Annotated in this window: 12 protein-coding genes; 4 read left to right on the top strand and 8 right to left on the bottom strand. The window is 67.1% G+C overall.

The annotated features are described in order from the left end of the window. The first annotated feature begins 18 nt into the window (after positions 1-18). From MJ603_RS04960 to MJ603_RS04945, 4 genes are all read left to right on the top strand, one after another. A complete protein-coding gene (locus MJ603_RS04960) occupies positions 19-999 on the top strand; it encodes a carbohydrate ABC transporter permease (RefSeq protein ID WP_243062536.1) in 981 nt (326 codons plus the stop codon). After that, positions 996-1,904: a carbohydrate ABC transporter permease gene (locus MJ603_RS04955; protein WP_243062535.1), complete on the top strand. Its 909-nt coding sequence runs from the start codon at positions 996-998 to the stop codon at positions 1,902-1,904. Before MJ603_RS04960 ends, MJ603_RS04955 begins: the two co-directional genes overlap by 4 nt. A gap of 242 nt (positions 1,905-2,146) precedes the next feature. Further along, on the top strand, positions 2,147-2,923 hold the full coding sequence (locus tag MJ603_RS04950) for an enoyl-CoA hydratase/isomerase family protein (RefSeq protein WP_243062534.1): 777 nt from the start codon (positions 2,147-2,149) through the stop codon (positions 2,921-2,923). Positions 2,924-2,941: 18 nt separating this feature from the next. Then, positions 2,942-3,769 carry an NAD(P)-dependent oxidoreductase gene (locus MJ603_RS04945; protein WP_243062533.1) on the top strand — a complete coding sequence of 276 codons (828 nt, stop codon included), beginning with the start codon at positions 2,942-2,944 and terminating at the stop codon, positions 3,767-3,769. Here MJ603_RS04945 and MJ603_RS04940 read toward each other — a convergent pair. The 8 genes from MJ603_RS04940 to MJ603_RS04905 form a co-directional block, all read right to left on the bottom strand. Then, the gene (locus tag MJ603_RS04940; protein ID WP_243062532.1) at positions 3,766-4,359 is read right to left on the bottom strand and encodes a class I SAM-dependent methyltransferase; all 594 of its coding nucleotides are present in this window, start codon (positions 4,357-4,359) and stop codon (positions 3,766-3,768) included. The genes MJ603_RS04945 and MJ603_RS04940 overlap by 4 nt on opposite strands. After that, positions 4,359-5,960, bottom strand: a complete 1,602-nt coding sequence (locus MJ603_RS04935) for a beta-N-acetylhexosaminidase (protein ID WP_243062531.1) — start codon at positions 5,958-5,960, stop codon at positions 4,359-4,361. The genes MJ603_RS04940 and MJ603_RS04935 overlap by 1 nt, the downstream gene beginning before the upstream one ends. Before the next feature lie 28 nt (positions 5,961-5,988). Continuing rightward, positions 5,989-6,606, bottom strand: a complete 618-nt coding sequence (locus MJ603_RS04930) for a bifunctional 4-hydroxy-2-oxoglutarate aldolase/2-dehydro-3-deoxy-phosphogluconate aldolase (RefSeq protein WP_243062530.1) — start codon at positions 6,604-6,606, stop codon at positions 5,989-5,991. A 69-nt stretch (positions 6,607-6,675) separates the two neighbouring features. Then, the gene (locus MJ603_RS04925; RefSeq protein ID WP_243062529.1) at positions 6,676-8,667 is read right to left on the bottom strand and encodes an FUSC family protein; all 1,992 of its coding nucleotides are present in this window, start codon (positions 8,665-8,667) and stop codon (positions 6,676-6,678) included. 84 nt (positions 8,668-8,751) lie between these two features. Next, positions 8,752-11,766: a glycoside hydrolase family 38 C-terminal domain-containing protein gene (locus tag MJ603_RS04920; protein ID WP_243062528.1), complete on the bottom strand. Its 3,015-nt coding sequence runs from the start codon at positions 11,764-11,766 to the stop codon at positions 8,752-8,754. 59 nt (positions 11,767-11,825) lie between these two features. Next, positions 11,826-12,662 (bottom strand): carbohydrate ABC transporter permease, encoded by an 837-nt coding sequence (locus MJ603_RS04915; RefSeq protein ID WP_243062527.1) that lies wholly within the window; start codon positions 12,660-12,662, stop codon positions 11,826-11,828. 1 nt (position 12,663) lies between these two features. Continuing rightward, positions 12,664-13,608: a carbohydrate ABC transporter permease gene (locus tag MJ603_RS04910; protein WP_243062526.1), complete on the bottom strand. Its 945-nt coding sequence runs from the start codon at positions 13,606-13,608 to the stop codon at positions 12,664-12,666. Positions 13,609-13,618: 10 nt separating this feature from the next. Then, positions 13,619-14,962, bottom strand: coding sequence for an extracellular solute-binding protein (locus MJ603_RS04905; protein WP_243062525.1), 1,344 nt, complete (start codon positions 14,960-14,962; stop codon positions 13,619-13,621). Positions 14,963-15,181 lie beyond the last annotated feature (219 nt).

Below are 15,181 nucleotides of genomic sequence, written 5' to 3'. Positions count from 1 at the left end.
ATCCGACCGAAAGCAACCATGAGCTCCTCAACTGTGACAACGGTCGCAGGCGAGGGCGCGGCCGCCGCCCCCAGCGGGCGGCGGCCGCGTGCCCCTCGCCACTTCTCCAAGCAGTCCCGCTCCGCACCGCTCTGGCTGGTGTCGCCTGCGGGCATCGTGATCATCGCGCTGATCGTCGCGCCCATCCTCTTCCTGCTCTTCACGTCGTTCACCGACTTCAACTCGCGCACGCTGTTCGTCGGCAGCTTCAATTTCGTCGGGTTCCAGCAGTACATCGACACGTTCACCAGCGCGCAGTTCTGGTGGTCGGCACTGCTCACGATCGTGTTCACGGCAGCACTCGTAGTCGGAAGCCTCGTGATCGGGGTCGGCGTCGCGGAACTTCTCGCGCGTCTCGGCAAGGTCATGCGCTACGTGGTGACGGTCGTGCTCATCTTCGCCTGGGCCATGCCCAACGTCGCTTCCGCTCAGGTCTGGAACTGGCTGTTCGAGCCCGGCTTCGGCGTCATCAACTGGATGCTCACCCAGCTGCGCATCTTCGGCGACGTCACGAACCTGGCGTGGAGCAACAACACGTTCCTCGGTCTGTTCTGCATCTGGATGCTCATCGTGTGGCAGGCCGTTCCGTTCATCGCGCTCACGACTTACGCGGCGCAGACGCAATTCGATCCCGCGTACATCGAGGCGGCGAGGATCGACGGCGCGAGCGAGCCGCGAATCTACTTCACACTCGTTCTCAACTACCTGCGCCCGACCATCCTGCTCATCACGGTTCTCTCGATCATCTGGGACTTCAACGTCTTCAACCAGATCTGGCTGGTGACCCAGGGCGGTCCGAACAACACGACAGCGACCCTTGGCATCTGGACCTATCTGATGGCGTTCAACACGTTCAAGATCGGCACCGGCGCGGCCATCTCCATCGTCACCACGGTGCTGCTGCTCATCATCAGCGGGTTCTACATCCGCAGCCTGCTTCGGTCGGGAGAAGAACTGTGACCACTACCGCACCGACGACCGCTACCGCCTCGATCGACCGCCCGACGGTCGTCGCTCCCGCTCGGCGCACCCGCAGGCGGCGTCGCCGCCCACGGGTCGGAACGAACATCGTCGCCATCGTCTTCAGCATCGTGTGGATCTTCCCCGTCTACTGGATGGTCAACACGGCTTTCAAGCCGCGTGCTGAGGTGATGAACCCGACACCGCACTTCGTCCCGTACCAGCCGACGGTGCAGAACTTCGTCGTCGCGATCACCCAGTCGGACTTCCTGCGCGACCTGCTGAACAGCCTCATCGTGGTCATCGGCGCCCTGATCATCTCGCTGGCGCTCGCCCTGTTCGCGTCGGCCGCTCTCAGCCGGTTCCGCTTCCGCGGCCGCCGGGTGATCATGATCGTCATCCTGGCCGTGCAGATGCTTCCTGCGACGGCGCTGCTGATCCCGCAGTTCTTGATCTTCAACGACCTCGGCCTGCTCGACTCCTATTTCGGGTTGATCCTGGCCTACGTCGCATCGGTGCTTCCGTTCTCGATCTGGACGCTGCGCGGGTTCTTCGTGACCATCCCGGTCGAGGTCGAGGAAGCGGCGATGATGGACGGCGCCAGCACGTGGCGCACGCTGCGCAGCGTGCTCTTCCCGCTCGTCGTTCCGGGCGTCATCTCGACGAGCGTTTTCGCTTTCATCTCCGCGTGGAACGAGTACATCCTCGCGTACACGTTCATGAAGGATCAGACGATGTACACGCTGCCGATCTGGCTCGTGTCGTTCTCGACGCCGACCACCGGCACGGACTACGGCGGGCAGATGGCGGCATCCGTGCTGTTCGCGCTGCCGGTCGTGATCTTCTTCCTCGTCATCCAGCGCCATCTCGTCACCGGCATGTCCGCCGGCGCCGTGAAGGGATGACCACACCGGGCTCCTGACCTCGAAACGAGCTCCGCGCCGCCGTGCCGGGACTCGACGCGACACGTCGCCACACAGGCGGCTGGCGGGCGTGTCGCGCCGATCCTCGGCACGGCGGTCTCTTCGATGCGAAGGGCGCGGGCTACGGATGCCTACAAGCATCCGCGCGCGCCGCGCAGGTCACCCTGTGCGCACCCTGCAGACGACCCACCGGCGGCGCTCTCGACGGGGTAGGTTGCCGAGACATGAGCGACACGATTCTTCTCGACGTCTCCGATGGCCTCGCCCACATCACCCTCAACCGGCCAGAACGGCTCAACGCGATCGACGACGTCGCTGCGATCAGGTGGCGTGATCTCGCACTGGAGGTCGCAGAGCGCGACGACATCCGCGCCGTGTTGTTCGACGCGGCCGGCCCGGCGTTCTGTGCCGGCGGCGACGTCGCTGCGATGGCGACGCTCGGTGGAAACGGCGAGACGGTCTCGCACCTGGCCGACGTGATCCACGAGGGACACCGCATCTTCGGCCAGACGCCCAAGCCCATCGTCGCCGCCGTGCAGGGCGCGGTCGCCGGAGGCGGACTCGGCTTCATGCTCGTCGCCGACTACGTCGTTGCCGGCGAGGCGGCGTTCTTCGTCTCGAAGTACGCGGACATCGGCCTCACTCCGGACTGCGGCGTGAGCACTCTGCTCCCGCAGGCGGTCGGCGTGCGGCGCGCGCTCCAACTGCTGCTCACCGATCGCACGCTCACCTCTGTCGAGGGCCAGGAATGGGGTCTCGTGGCCGAGGTCGTGCCGGATGACGTGCTCGCGTCGCGTGCGCGAGCTATCGCCGAGCACTGGCTGGCCGGCGCGTCCGGCGCGTTCGGTCAGGCCAAGCGCCTGGTGCGAGGCAGTGTCGGGCGCAGCTACGCCGACGGGCTCGACGACGAGTCCCGCACGATCGGCGCCGCCTTCGACTCTGCGGATGCCCGCGCCCGCGTCGCCGCGTTCGTCGCCCGCTCGTCCCGCGCATCCCGCTGACCATCTCAAGGAGACACCATGACGAACACGCTGAACGGCCGCACGATCCTGATGTCGGGAGGCAGCCGCGGCATCGGACTCGCGATCGCAGCACGCGCCGCGCGCGACGGCGCGAACATAGCGCTGCTGGCGAAGACCGATACGCCCGATCCGCGGCTACCGGGAACCATCCACACCGCGGCCGACGAGATCCGGGCAGCGGGTGGCAATGCGCTGCCGGTCGTCGGCGATGTGCGCAACGACGCCGACATCGCCCGAGCCGTTGCGGCGACGGTGGCCGAGTTCGGAGGCATCGACATCGTGGTGAACAACGCCAGCGTCATCAACCTCTCGCGCACGCTCGAACTCGAACCGAAGCGCTACGACCTGATGCAGGATGTCAACGTGCGCGGCACGTTCATGCTGTCGCGCGCCGCGATCCCGCACCTGAAGGAAGCGGCCAACGCGCACATCCTGTCGCTCAGCCCGCCGATCAACCTCGACCCGAAGTGGCTCGGCTCGCACACCGGCTACACGCTGGCGAAGTACGGCATGAGCATGGTCACGCTCGGACTCGCCGCGGAGTTCGCACGTGACGGCATCGCCGCCAACACGCTCTGGCCGCGCACCACGATCAAGACGGCGGCCGTCGGCAACATCCTCGGCGGCGAACAGCTGCTGGCCAAGAGCCGCACGCCCGAGATCTACGCGGATGCCGCCTACCAGGTGCTCATCACGCCGTCACGCGAGTTCACCGGCAGGTCGCTCATCGTGGAAGAGGTGCTCGCCGACGCGGGCGTGATCGACCTGTCGCAATACTCTCCCGGCGTCTCGGAGGACGAGCTGTTCCCCGACATCTTTCTCTAGACCTCGGCGACGACGAGGTACCGCTCGTCGTCGACGCGGCCGCCCCACAGTTCATCGCGCGCCGCGAGGTCGACTACGACAAGGCCGGTGGCTGACGCTTCGACGATGGCCGCGCACTCCTCGGCCGTGATGCCTGCACCCGTCGACCACGATCCCTCGACCAGCACGAGTCTGCCGCCAGGGCGCAGCAGCCTCGCCCACGCGCGGATCACGGCGGCCGGGTCGTCGAAGAGGAACAGCACGTGCCGGGCCAGCACTACGTCGAACGTGGCGGACGGGAGCGCCGGATGCCCGGCATCCCCGCGAACGAAGGTCGCATTCGCGAGGCCTCGCGTCTTCGCCCGCCCGTGCTCGAGCATCCGTTCGGAGGCGTCGAGACCGACGACCTCGTGGCCGGCCTCTGCGAGCAGGAGTGAAAGGCTGCCCGTGCCGCAGGCGAGATCGGCGATCCGTGCGGGCGGCGGCGGAAGCAGCGGGATCAGCAGCTCGCGCCACGCGCCGCGCACGTGCGGGTCGCGAAGGCCGTGGTCGGGAGCCTCATCGAAGTGATCGGCTTCGGCATCCCATTCCGCGCCCGCCTGTTCGCTCACTAGCTCAGGGAGTCGAAGTACGCGGTGCGCTGCTGCGGCGTGACCGGGCGACCTGTGACGCCGGGCCGCTGCTGCCACGGCTGCGGGCCGCTGGAGCGGCGGTACTCGACGCCGAAGGCATCCAGCCGCGCGAGGTGCTGGTCGAGCCGGTCGGCGAACTCGTCGTAGTCCCGCTCGCCGTCGAGCCAGAGCGCCTCGGCGAGCGCGCAGAGCCTTGGGAAGGCGAAGTAGTCGACGGTGCGCGGCGAGTCCATGTGTTCGGTCCAGATGTTCGCCTGGCCGCCTAGGACGTGAGTCGCCTCCTCGGGTGTCAGCTCCGCCGGCACCGGCTCGAAGCGATAGACGTCGGCGATGGTGAGCACCGTGCCGACAGGGATCGGCTCGTCCGAGCGGTCTGACTGCCGGTAATCGAGATACACCTGGTTGTCGGGGCACGAGACCACGTCGTGGCCGGCCTTCGCTGCGGCCACTGCACCCGCCATGCCCCGCCACGACGCCACGGTCGCCCCGTCAGCCAAGCCGCCCTCGAGAATCTCGTCCCAGCCGAACAGGCGGCGCCCTCGCCGGGAGAGGTGGTCGTCGAGCCGGCGGATGAACCAGCTCTGCAGCTCGTCCTCCGTGGTCAGTCCGAGCTCCGCCTTGCGCTGCTGCGTGCGCTCGTCGATGCGCCATCCGGTCTTCGGGCATTCGTCGCCACCCACGCCGATGTACGGCGACGGGAAGATCTCCAGCACCTCGTCGAGCACATTCGTGAAGAACTCGACGGTGGACTCTTCGAGATTGATGACGTTGTCGTCGATGCCCCAGCGGGTCCAGACGCCGAGCGGCTCGGTGTCCTCACGCCCCAGGCCGAGTTCCGGGTAGGCCGCGATCGCCGCCTGCGTGTGTCCAGGCGACTCGATCTCGGGCACGACGTTGATCGAGCGCTCCGTGGCGTACGCCACGATCTCGCGCAGGTCGTCCTGCGTGTAGAAGCCGCCGTGCGGACGACTGTCGCCGCGGGAATAAGATGCGGCGCCGAGCTGGCTCTCGCGTCGCCACGACCCCACCTCCGTGAGTCGCGGATACCGCTGGATCTCGACCCGCCAGCCCTGGTCGTCGGTGAGATGCAGGTGCAGCGTGTTCAACCGGTGCATGGCCATCAGGTCGATGAACCGCAACACGTCGTGCTTCGGCATGAAGTGCCGCGCGACGTCGAGCATCGCGCCTCGCCAGGCGAAGCGCGGGGCATCCTCGATCTGCAGCACAGGAACTGTCCACGGCACGCCGAGCACGCGACCTCTGCGGTAGATCTGCGGGGGCAGCAGCTGCACCAGGGACTGGCATCCGTAGAAAACGCCCGCCGGACCGCCTCCGGCGACGCGCACCTCGGTCAGCGAGACGTCGACGGTGTAGCCCTCCGGCGCCAGCTGGGGATTCCACTCCAGCACGATCGAACCGCCCGGCCCGGTCTCCAGCGGGTATCCGGTCGCCGGGCGCAACGCCCCCTGCAGCCAGGACGCGGCCGACGACAGCTCGGCCGGCGCCGTGATGCGGGTGGCGCGTGTCACCTCGAAGTCGCCCTCGCCGATGAGAAGGGATGTGGGACGCGGAAGCAGCATGTGTCCTAGCTTTTCAGGTTTCGAGCATTCATGACCGCAGTGCCGCGGTGAACGCGGCGGCACGGCGACGGATGTCTGCCCAGTCCGAGTCTGCAAGCGCCTCGGCCGGCACGACCGACGACCCCGCCGTGACCGCATAGGCGCCCGCGCTGAGGAACGACAGTGCGTTGCTCGCATCGACCCCGCCGGAGGCGATCAGGCGGGATGTCGGCAACGGCCCGAGCAGGTGCGCGAAGTGATCGGGTCCAGCGGTCTGCGCGGGGAAGACCTTCACGGCCCAGACCCCTTGGGCGAGCGCCTGCATCACCTCACTCGGCGTGAAGGCGCCCATCATCATCGGCACACCGGCGGCGGCGGCAACCTCGGCGACCCCTGCCGAAAGGCCCGGCGTGACGAGGAACTGCGCCCCGGCGTCGAGGGCGCTGCGCGCCTGCGCCGTAGTGAGCACGCTTCCCGCGCCGATCACGGCATCGGTGCTGCGAGCCCTGGTGATGTGCGTCTCGACGTCGGGCGTCGTATACGTGAATTCGATCGCATGGATGCCGCCCGCGACGAGCGTGTCAGCGAGCGCAGCGGCATCCGGAATCACACTGGCCCTGATGAGCGCCATCGCCCGGTCGTCGCCGATGGTGTCGATCGTGGGCATGTAGTGCACAGTATCGTTCACCGGCGACAGCGTCGAGCCGCTCGGCACGGCCTGTTGAGTACGCGTGGTTCAGGATGCGAGCACTGCACGCGCCGCCGCGACCTCGTCTCCGATCGAGCCGAGCAGCCCCTCGTCGGGGAGCTCCACCGGCCGGGGCGACCGGCGGGTGCGGATCGCGTCGGCGAGGTCGTCCAGTGCCGACTCGAGGCGCTCCACATCGCCGGGGTCGGCATGCTGCCGCGACTGCGCCGCGCCGATCGCGGTGGAGGTGATGGCATCCGTCACCCGCTCGAGCGCGACGATCTGCGGCCACCAGGCGGCCGCGGAGGTGCTGATCGGCGGCGGCTCCGCCAGCGTCTGCTGCACAAGGGTGCGCAGGTCGGAGAGCCGGCGGTACGTTGCACGGCGGGCGGAGGAGCGGTCGCGGGCATCCGTTCTCGTGTTCTCGGCATCGTCCGGGCTGCTCGGCGGTGCGAGCGCCACCGTGAGATAGCCCGAGACGTCGCCGACGACGTCCGCGACGTTGCCGCCCAACTGCCTGGCAGAGCGCCACGTCGACGGCCAGGGCAGATAGCCGATCACGAGCACGATCGCCGAGCCGATGAGCGTGTCGGTGACCCTGCTGATGATGAGGCCGACGTCGCCGCTGTGGGCGAGCTCGAGCAGGATGACGATCACGGGCGTGATGAAGATGGAGAACAGGCCGTAGTTGCGGCGGATCGCGATGGGCATCGCCCCGGCGAGAATGGCGAGCGCGACGATCTGCGGCCAGCCGAGCGGCAGGACCACGACGATCGCCGCGCCGATCAGCACGCCGACAACCGTGCCGAGACCTCGCTGCACTGCACGGGCGAACACGGAGCCGAAGTCGGGCTTCATCACGACGGCGACCGTGAGCATGATCCAGTACGGCCGCTCCAGCGGGAGCAACACGCTCACGGCCTCGGCGACCGCCACGCAGACCACGAGACGCAGCACGGCGAACCACGTCTCGCCACCGCTGGAGAGGTGGTCGTAGGCCGCGCGCAACCGGTCGCTCACCGTGCGACGGGGCAGGCCGACGGCATCCGGTCGCTGGATGGGGACCGTGGTCGTTGTCGGGTCCTCGCCGGAGAGCAGCGCGCCGACCAGCCGCAACGATGACGACAGCGCTGCACGGCCGGGCGTCGAACGGTCGGCAGGAGGGAGCACGGGCGGTGGAGCGTGTTTGTCCTCGATGGAGCGGGCGAGCGATCTCAGCGCGTTCGGCACCTGTGCCGGCACACGCTCACCCTCGGCGGAGACCGCGGTGACGGCTTCGACGATCGGCGTCGCGGCGTTCAGCAGGGTGACGATGCTGCGCCATCGCGGGTCGCGACCTGCCAGCGTGGTACGCGCGGCGACAAGAAGGTCGTACGCCTCGTTCATCGCCGTGGTGACGTCGCGTCTCGCCTGGTCGACGGTAACGGTTCCCGACGCGTCGAGCTGGGCGGCCATCGCGTAGTACACCTTCGCGACGGCCTGGCGCTCCGGCGCCCTGGTGCGGCCGCCGCCGACGGCGATCGCGATTCCCGTGAGCGCGAGCCGCCACGCGGCGCCGACCACCAAGATGAGCGGGGCGAGCCACAGCGGACGCAGCCCGAAGTCGATGCCGGAACCCACCACCGCATAGACCAGGAACTGCAGCGCGGCCTGCGACGCATTCGCACTCACCACGCCGGCGAGCCCCGAGACGAGCGCAGCGGCGACCACGACGAGCACGGTGGCGATGTCGTTGCCGAGGGCGAGGCATCCGACGCTCAAGCCGACGGCCGCGAACAAGGTCGTGACACCGATACGACGCACCCGATCGACGGCGGGGCCACCCCGATCGGAGAGCGACGCGACCAGCGCACCCATCGACACCAGGATGCCCGTGCCGAGGATCGCGGGATCGTCCGCCATGAGCGCGAGCGACAGCCCGACCGGGACGGCGACGGCGATCGCGGTGAGCACGGCGAGGTCCCAAGGGATCGGCGCCCGTTTCGTGCGCACCAGCTCGCGCACCCAGGAGCTGTTCGGAGCTCCCGGGGGTGTCGACATGACGTTCACGCTATGCGCGCTGACGCCAAGAGCAAAGGCCATTTCCGGCCGTGCCGCACAGGCGACTCGTCGCCGGGGCCGCGCTCACCCCCGACGCACGCGCAACGTCACCACCTGGAACGGTCGCAGCGACAGGATGCCCGTGCCGGCGTCCCATGCATCGGCGTCGCCCGGTTCCCGCTCCAGCAGGTCCGTCTGCACGACCGAGTCCGCCGCGAAGCCGAATCGCACGCCCGCCCTGGTACGCCGCCCGAGCGCCTCGTACAGTCGCACGATCACGTCTCCGGAGCGGTCCTCCGCGAGCTTCACTGCTTCCACGAGCACGCCTTCGCCGTCGACGACGACGAGCGGCTCGATCGGAGCCGCACCTGCGCGCAACGGGAGGTTGAGCGCGTAACCGGCTGCGATGGCATCCGCAATCCCGGCGCCGATGGTGAGGGAGGACCGCACGACGTGCTCGCCCTGATCGGCCTCCGGATCGGGATACAGCGGAGCACGCAGCAGCGACTGCCGCACCAACGTGGTCGTTCCGCCGCCCGAGCGAGGCTGCCGCGTCACGTCGTGCCCGTAGGTGGAGTCGTTGGCGACGGCGACGCCGAAGCCGGGCTCCCCCACGTGCACCCAGCGGTGCGCTGCGGTCTCGAAACGCGCGAAGTCCCAGGAGGTGTTCTCGTTCGTCGCTCGATACACATGCCCGAACTGCACCTCCGACGCCGCGCGCTCGGCACGCACGTCGAGCGGGAACGCGAACTTCAGCAGCTTCTGCCGCTCGTGCCAGTCGACGCGCGTCGTCACCTCGAGCGTCGCCGTGTCGATGGCGAGCGTGAACTCCTGCTCGATCGTCGACTCGCTGACGTGCCGGGTGACGCGCACCGCGCCGCGCTGCTCGTCGACCTCGAGCGAGACCGCCGTGTCGAGATCGGTCTCGTGGCGGCGGTAGTGCTGATCGATGTCCCAGGCATCCCATCTGTTCGGGGTGTCACGGAAGAGCTGCAGCCCAGCGGATGCCCCCGGCGCGATCGCCTCGCGCCCGCTTGCAGCGTCGACCGCTGAGACCACCCGGCCCGTGCCGTCGAGGGTGAACCTCGCGTGGGAGTTCTCGAGCACGATCGTGTCACCGTCACGGTGCACGGATGCCTGCACAGCGGCATCCGGCACCCCGGCTCCCAGCGCGGGCACGCCGCGTACCGGCACGGGTCCTGCGTTGACGAGGACGCCCGCGCTCGCCTCGGCGGTGCCGGTATCCGCCGCCCCGCCCAGCGCATCCAGCGCGTCGTCGATGAGCCCGCCGACACGCTCGGCCAGCTCCGCGTAGTTACGCTCCGCCTCCTGGTACACCCACGCGATCGCCGACCCGGGCAGGATGTCGTGGAACTGCTGCAGCAGCACGGTCCGCCACGCGGACTCGAGCTCCTCGTACGGATAGTCGGTGCCGCCGCGCACCGCAGCAGTCGTCGCCCAGAGCTCCGCCTGGCGCAGCAGGTGCTCGCTTCGCCGGTTGCCCTGCTTGGTGCGCGCCTGCGAGGTGTAGGTGCCACGATGCAGCTCGAGGTAGAGCTCTCCCGACCAGACCGGCGGATGCGCGTACTCGGCCTTCGCCCTGCCGAAGAAGGCCTCAGGCGTCTCCACGGCGACCCGAGGCGACCCGTCGAGCGACTTCGTGCGGTGCGCGGCCGCCATCATCTCGCGCGTCGGTCCCCCACCGCCGTCGCCGTGGCCGAAGAGCGCGAGCGACGAGTTCGCCTCGCCCTTCTCGGCATACTGGCGATCCTGCTTGGCCAGCTCTTCGCCGGACAGTATCGAGTTGTAGGTGTCCATCGGCGGAAAGTGCGTGAACATGCGCGTCCCGTCGATACCCTCCCAGAGGAAGGTGTGGTGCGGGAAGGTGTCCGTCTCGTTCCAGGAGATCTTCTGCGTCACGAACTGTTCGATGCCGGCACCTGCCATCAACTGCGGCAGCGCGGCCGTGTAGCCGAACGAGTCCGGCAGCCATCCGGTGGTCGCCCGCACACCGAATTCGCGCTCGAAGAAGCCCTGGCCGGCCACGAACTGCCGCACCATCGCCTCGCCGCCGACCATGTTCGTGTCGGATTCCACCCACATACCGCCGACCGGGACGAACCGTCCTTCGGCCACACGCACCCGGATGCGCTCGAAGAGCTCCGGGTAGTACGCCTTGATCCAGGCGTACTGCTGCGCCGACGAGCACGCGAACACGAGGTCCGGATAGTCGTCCATCAGGGCGAGCACGTTCGAGAACGTGCGGGCGCACTTGCGGATCGTCTCGCGCGTCGGCCACAGCCAAGCCGAGTCGATGTGAGCGTGACCCACCGCACTGATCCTGTGCGCATTGGCTGCAGCCTCGTCGGCGAGCACACCGGCGAGCGCCTCCCGTCCGGCCGCGGCCGTTCCCGCCACGTCGTGCGGGTCCATTGCGTCGCACATCCGCTCGAGAGCGCGCAGGATCTGCGCAGCCCGGGTCGACTGCCGCGGCAGCTCGGCCTGCAAACCGAGCAGCGTCCAGACGTCGCGTTCGAGCTCCCACACCGTCACGTCGCGCAACGCCAGGTCGATGCCGCGAAGCGTGTAGATGGGGTCGGTGCCCGCCGTGGCCTTGTCACCCAACGGCGTCGGACCCCACGCCCACGACCCGCCGATGTCCGGGTTGGATGCCGCCTCCACGTACAGGTCGACGGTGTCGCCGTCGACAGCGACGGACGTGTTGAAGGGTTCGACCGCCTTCACGGTCGTGCCGTCCGGCGCGAACACCAGCCCCTCGGCCTGGAATCCAGGGTGATCACCCTGGAACCCCAGGTCGACCAGCATCTCCACACTCCGCCCGGCGGATGTCTCGCGCCACGCATCGGGCACGTCGCCTACCGCGTGGAACCACGTGGTACCCCACGGCTTGCTCCACGGCGAACCTGCCGCGAACGGCTCGAACCGCTGCGTCACCGCTTCGGCGAACGGCACCGGCTCGTCGGGGACATCCCACGCCGTCAGCGTGAGCGGGATGCGCTCCGGATAGACGGCGGGCGAGATCCGCTCACCGAGAAAACGGGTGATGCGCTCGAGGACGAGGCGTGAATCATCGTGCACGTGATGCTCCTTGGTAGTGCGTGCAGGCGGTGGACAAACGAGGAGGCGGACGGAACGCGTCAGCCCTTGACTGCTCCGGCGAGCGCCGACCCGCCACCCAGGAACCGCGACGTCACGACGTACAGGGCCAAGACCGGCACCGAGTAGATCAGGGAGAACGCAGCGAGCTTGCCATAGGCGACAGCGCCGTACTGTCCGAAGAACTGGTAGATGCTCACGGATGCCGGCATGTTGTTCGGGCTGAGCAACAGCACGAACGGGATGAAGAAGTTACCCCACGCCTGCACGAACACGAAGATGAACACCACAGCGAGGCCCGGCCGCATGAGCGGGACGACGATGCGGGTGAGGGTGGACATCATCGATGAGCCGTCGGTCCAGGCGGCCTCCTCGAGGGTGATCGGCACGGAATCCATGAAGTTCTTCATCATCCAGATCGCCATGGGAAGGCTGGTGGCGGCCATGAAGAGCACCGTTCCCCAGATCGAGTCCAGCAGATTCAGCGAGACGAAGAGGTTGTAGACCGGCACCATCATCGCGGTGATCGGCAGGCAGGTGCCGAAGAGGATCCCGTACATGAACGGCTTGTTGATCCTCATGCGGTAACGCGACAGCGGGTAGGCGGCCAGGACCGCGATGACGATCGTGATGATGGCGCATCCGAACGAGATCACGACGCTGTTCCACAACGGCCCGAACGCCAGGCTCGGGGTCAGCACCGAGGTGAAGTTGTCGATCGTGAACGGTGCTGGCAGCTTCAGTGTCAGGTTCGCGGTGCCGTCGAACGACGCAACCAGAAGCCACAACAGCGGCAGCAAGAAGCAGAGCCCGATGATCACCAGAACCGTGTTCGAGACGATCTTCAGCCCGCGGCCGGATGGAGAGGACAGTTTCATGTCAGTCGACCTCCGGTTTGAGAGCCCTGATGTAGATGACCGAGAACACGGCGCCGATGATGAGCATCACGACGGCGATGGCTGTGCCGAGGCCGAGTTGCGAGAACTTGAACGCCTCTTGGTATGCGAGTACGGGAAGCGTCGAGCTGGCCGTACCTGGACCTCCGGCGGTCATGATGTAGATGAGGCCGAAGACGCTCAGCGTCTGCAGGGTCGTCAGCATCAGGTTGGTCGAGATGCTGCGGCGGATCATCGGAATCGTGATGTAGATCAGCCTCTTCCATCCGCTGGCGCCGTCGAGCTCCGCGGATTCGGTGATCTCTTCCGGCACTTCGGTGATCGCCGCTGAATAGACCATCATCGAGAACGCGGTTCCGCGCCAGACGTTCGCCAGGATGACGGAGACCATCGGCAGCACGTAGAGCCAGTCCGGCCCCTTGAGACCGACGATCGAGAGGACGGCATTGAGCGTGCCGCCCCCGTTGAAGAACGCGTAGGCGCAGAACGCCCCGACGACCTCGGGAACGACCCACGCCGTGATCACGAGAGTGCCGACAACCCCGGTGAGCACCTTGTTGCCGGCGCGCATGAGCATGGCGAGGGCCAGGCCGAGAACGTTCTGCCCGATGATCGCGCTGCCGACCACGAAAAGGATGGTCAGCCAGACCGATTGGAGGAAGTCCGGGCTCTGGAACAGTTGAACATAGTTCTGGAACCCGACGAACGTGGTGTTCTGCGCGGCGGCGCCGGTCAGCGCCATGTTCGTGAACGAGCCGTAGAACGCCTCGATCACCGGCCCGAGCAGGAAGATCGCGACCATCACAATGGCCGGGATCAGAGGTATGGTCCGCCCCAATGCGCGACGGGCACGGTGCGGGCGGGAAGGGGTTGCCCCTCCCCGCCCGGTGGTGCTCGTCGCCACGGCGGTTCGCGTGAGCGACGTCATGGTCGTTCGCCTACTTCGTAACCACGTTCTTCGTGCCGCCGACGGCCTGCGGCAGCGCTTGGTCGAACACCTTCTGTGCCGCCGCCGGTGTCTGCTGGCCGGTCATCACCGATTCCATGGCCACCTGAATGTTGTTCGACACCGCGGGATACGAGGAGGTGGCTGGTCGGAAGTTCGTGATCTTGACCAGGCCGGCGAAGAACGCGTTCGTCGGGTTGGACTTGACGTAAGTCGGATCGCTTGCGACGTCAGTGCGCACCGGGATGTTCTGGTTGCTGGTGGCGTAGTAGAGCGAGTTGTCCTTGTTGAGAGCGAGCGAGATGAAGTTCCACGCGGCCGTCGGGTTCTTCGACTTCGAACCCATGGCGAGCGTCCACCCGCCCGACATGCTCGTCGCACCGGGCGCAGCACCGTCTTGCGTCGGCATCTTCGCCTGGCCCATCACCGAGTTCCAGTTGCTCCACGGTGCGACGCCCGCGGTCCCCCAGCTGCTGGAGACCCACGAACCGTCGAGGCTGATTCCGAGCTTGTTCTGCGACAGGAGCGCCGGGGTCTGGTTGCCCCAGTTCGGGTCGAGAGCCTGCTGAGCTGTCGGTCCGAGGCCGCCCTGGTAGAGGTTGTGGATGAACTGCAGCGAGTCCTTGAAGCCGGTCGACCCAGCGACCCACTTGCCGCTGCTCGTGGTCAGCTGATTCTGCGTGCCGTAGAGCAACATCTCGAAGCCCTGCATCGTGGACCCCTCGCCGGTGCCCTTACCGGAATAGACGTTCATGGGAATGACTCCCGGTTCCGCCGCCTTGATCTTCTTCGCGGCATCGAGGATGTCGTTCCACGTCTTCGGCTGCCACGGCACCGAGATGCCCGCCTTCTTCAGAACGTCCTTGTTGTACCAGAGCGCGCGAGTATCGGTGCCCATCGGGATGCCGTAGAGCTTGCCATCGGCACCCTCGCCGGCCTGGCGAGAGTTGGCCGGGAACTGCGACCAATCGCTCCACTTCTTCACGTTGTTGTCGAGCGGGGCGAGATAGCCGGCCGCTGCGTCGGACTTGATGAGGAAGGTGTCTTCGTAGAGCACGTCTGGTGCCGTGGCCCCCGACTTGTTCATCAGCGCGAGCTTCGTGTAGTAGTCGTTCTCAGCGGCCTGGATCGGAACGAGTTTGGCCGTGTATCCGGGGTACTTCTTGTCGAACTGCTTGGCGATGCGGGACATGTAGTTCTGCATCTGCTTGCCGCCGTACGACTCGTAGGCGATCGTGATGGTCTTGCTACCGCTGCCGCCGCCGGACGAACATCCGGTCAGTGCGGCAGCTGCGACCACTCCTACCGCGATGGCGGCGATGATCCGTTTCTTCATGATGCTCCTTTGCCTCATGGTGCAGGGGATTTCGGGATGGTGCAGGGGGTTTTCGAGCGCACGGCCCTGTCGAACTTTCGTTAGTAAATCATTTGCATTTATTGATGTCAATATGTCACGACAAACCGGTGCGGATGCCTTCGGGTGACACTCGCCGTCGTGCGGATGGCAATTCATCAAATGACTTGACGGATTATCGGAGACTCCCGCAGGATGTCC

It is taken from the genome of Humibacter sp. RRB41 (assembly GCF_022761015.1).
Taxonomy (GTDB): domain Bacteria; phylum Actinomycetota; class Actinomycetes; order Actinomycetales; family Microbacteriaceae; genus Humibacter.
This window is presented reverse-complemented; position numbering and strand designations above follow the sequence as displayed.

Coding starts and splice junctions, on each gene's coding strand:
- MJ603_RS04960 (WP_243062536.1), top strand. CDS start 19: ATGAGCTCCTCAACTGTGACAACGGTCGCAGGCGAGGGCGCGGCCGCC.
- MJ603_RS04950 (WP_243062534.1), top strand. CDS start 2,147: ATGAGCGACACGATTCTTCTCGACGTCTCCGATGGCCTCGCCCACATC.
- MJ603_RS04945 (WP_243062533.1), top strand. CDS start 2,942: ATGACGAACACGCTGAACGGCCGCACGATCCTGATGTCGGGAGGCAGC.
- MJ603_RS04935 (WP_243062531.1), bottom strand. CDS start 5,960: ATGCTGCTTCCGCGTCCCACATCCCTTCTCATCGGCGAGGGCGACTTC.
- MJ603_RS04930 (WP_243062530.1), bottom strand. CDS start 6,606: ATGCCCACGATCGACACCATCGGCGACGACCGGGCGATGGCGCTCATC.
- MJ603_RS04925 (WP_243062529.1), bottom strand. CDS start 8,667: ATGTCGACACCCCCGGGAGCTCCGAACAGCTCCTGGGTGCGCGAGCTG.
- MJ603_RS04915 (WP_243062527.1), bottom strand. CDS start 12,662: ATGAAACTGTCCTCTCCATCCGGCCGCGGGCTGAAGATCGTCTCGAAC.
- MJ603_RS04910 (WP_243062526.1), bottom strand. CDS start 13,608: ATGACGTCGCTCACGCGAACCGCCGTGGCGACGAGCACCACCGGGCGG.
- MJ603_RS04905 (WP_243062525.1), bottom strand. CDS start 14,962: ATGAAGAAACGGATCATCGCCGCCATCGCGGTAGGAGTGGTCGCAGCT.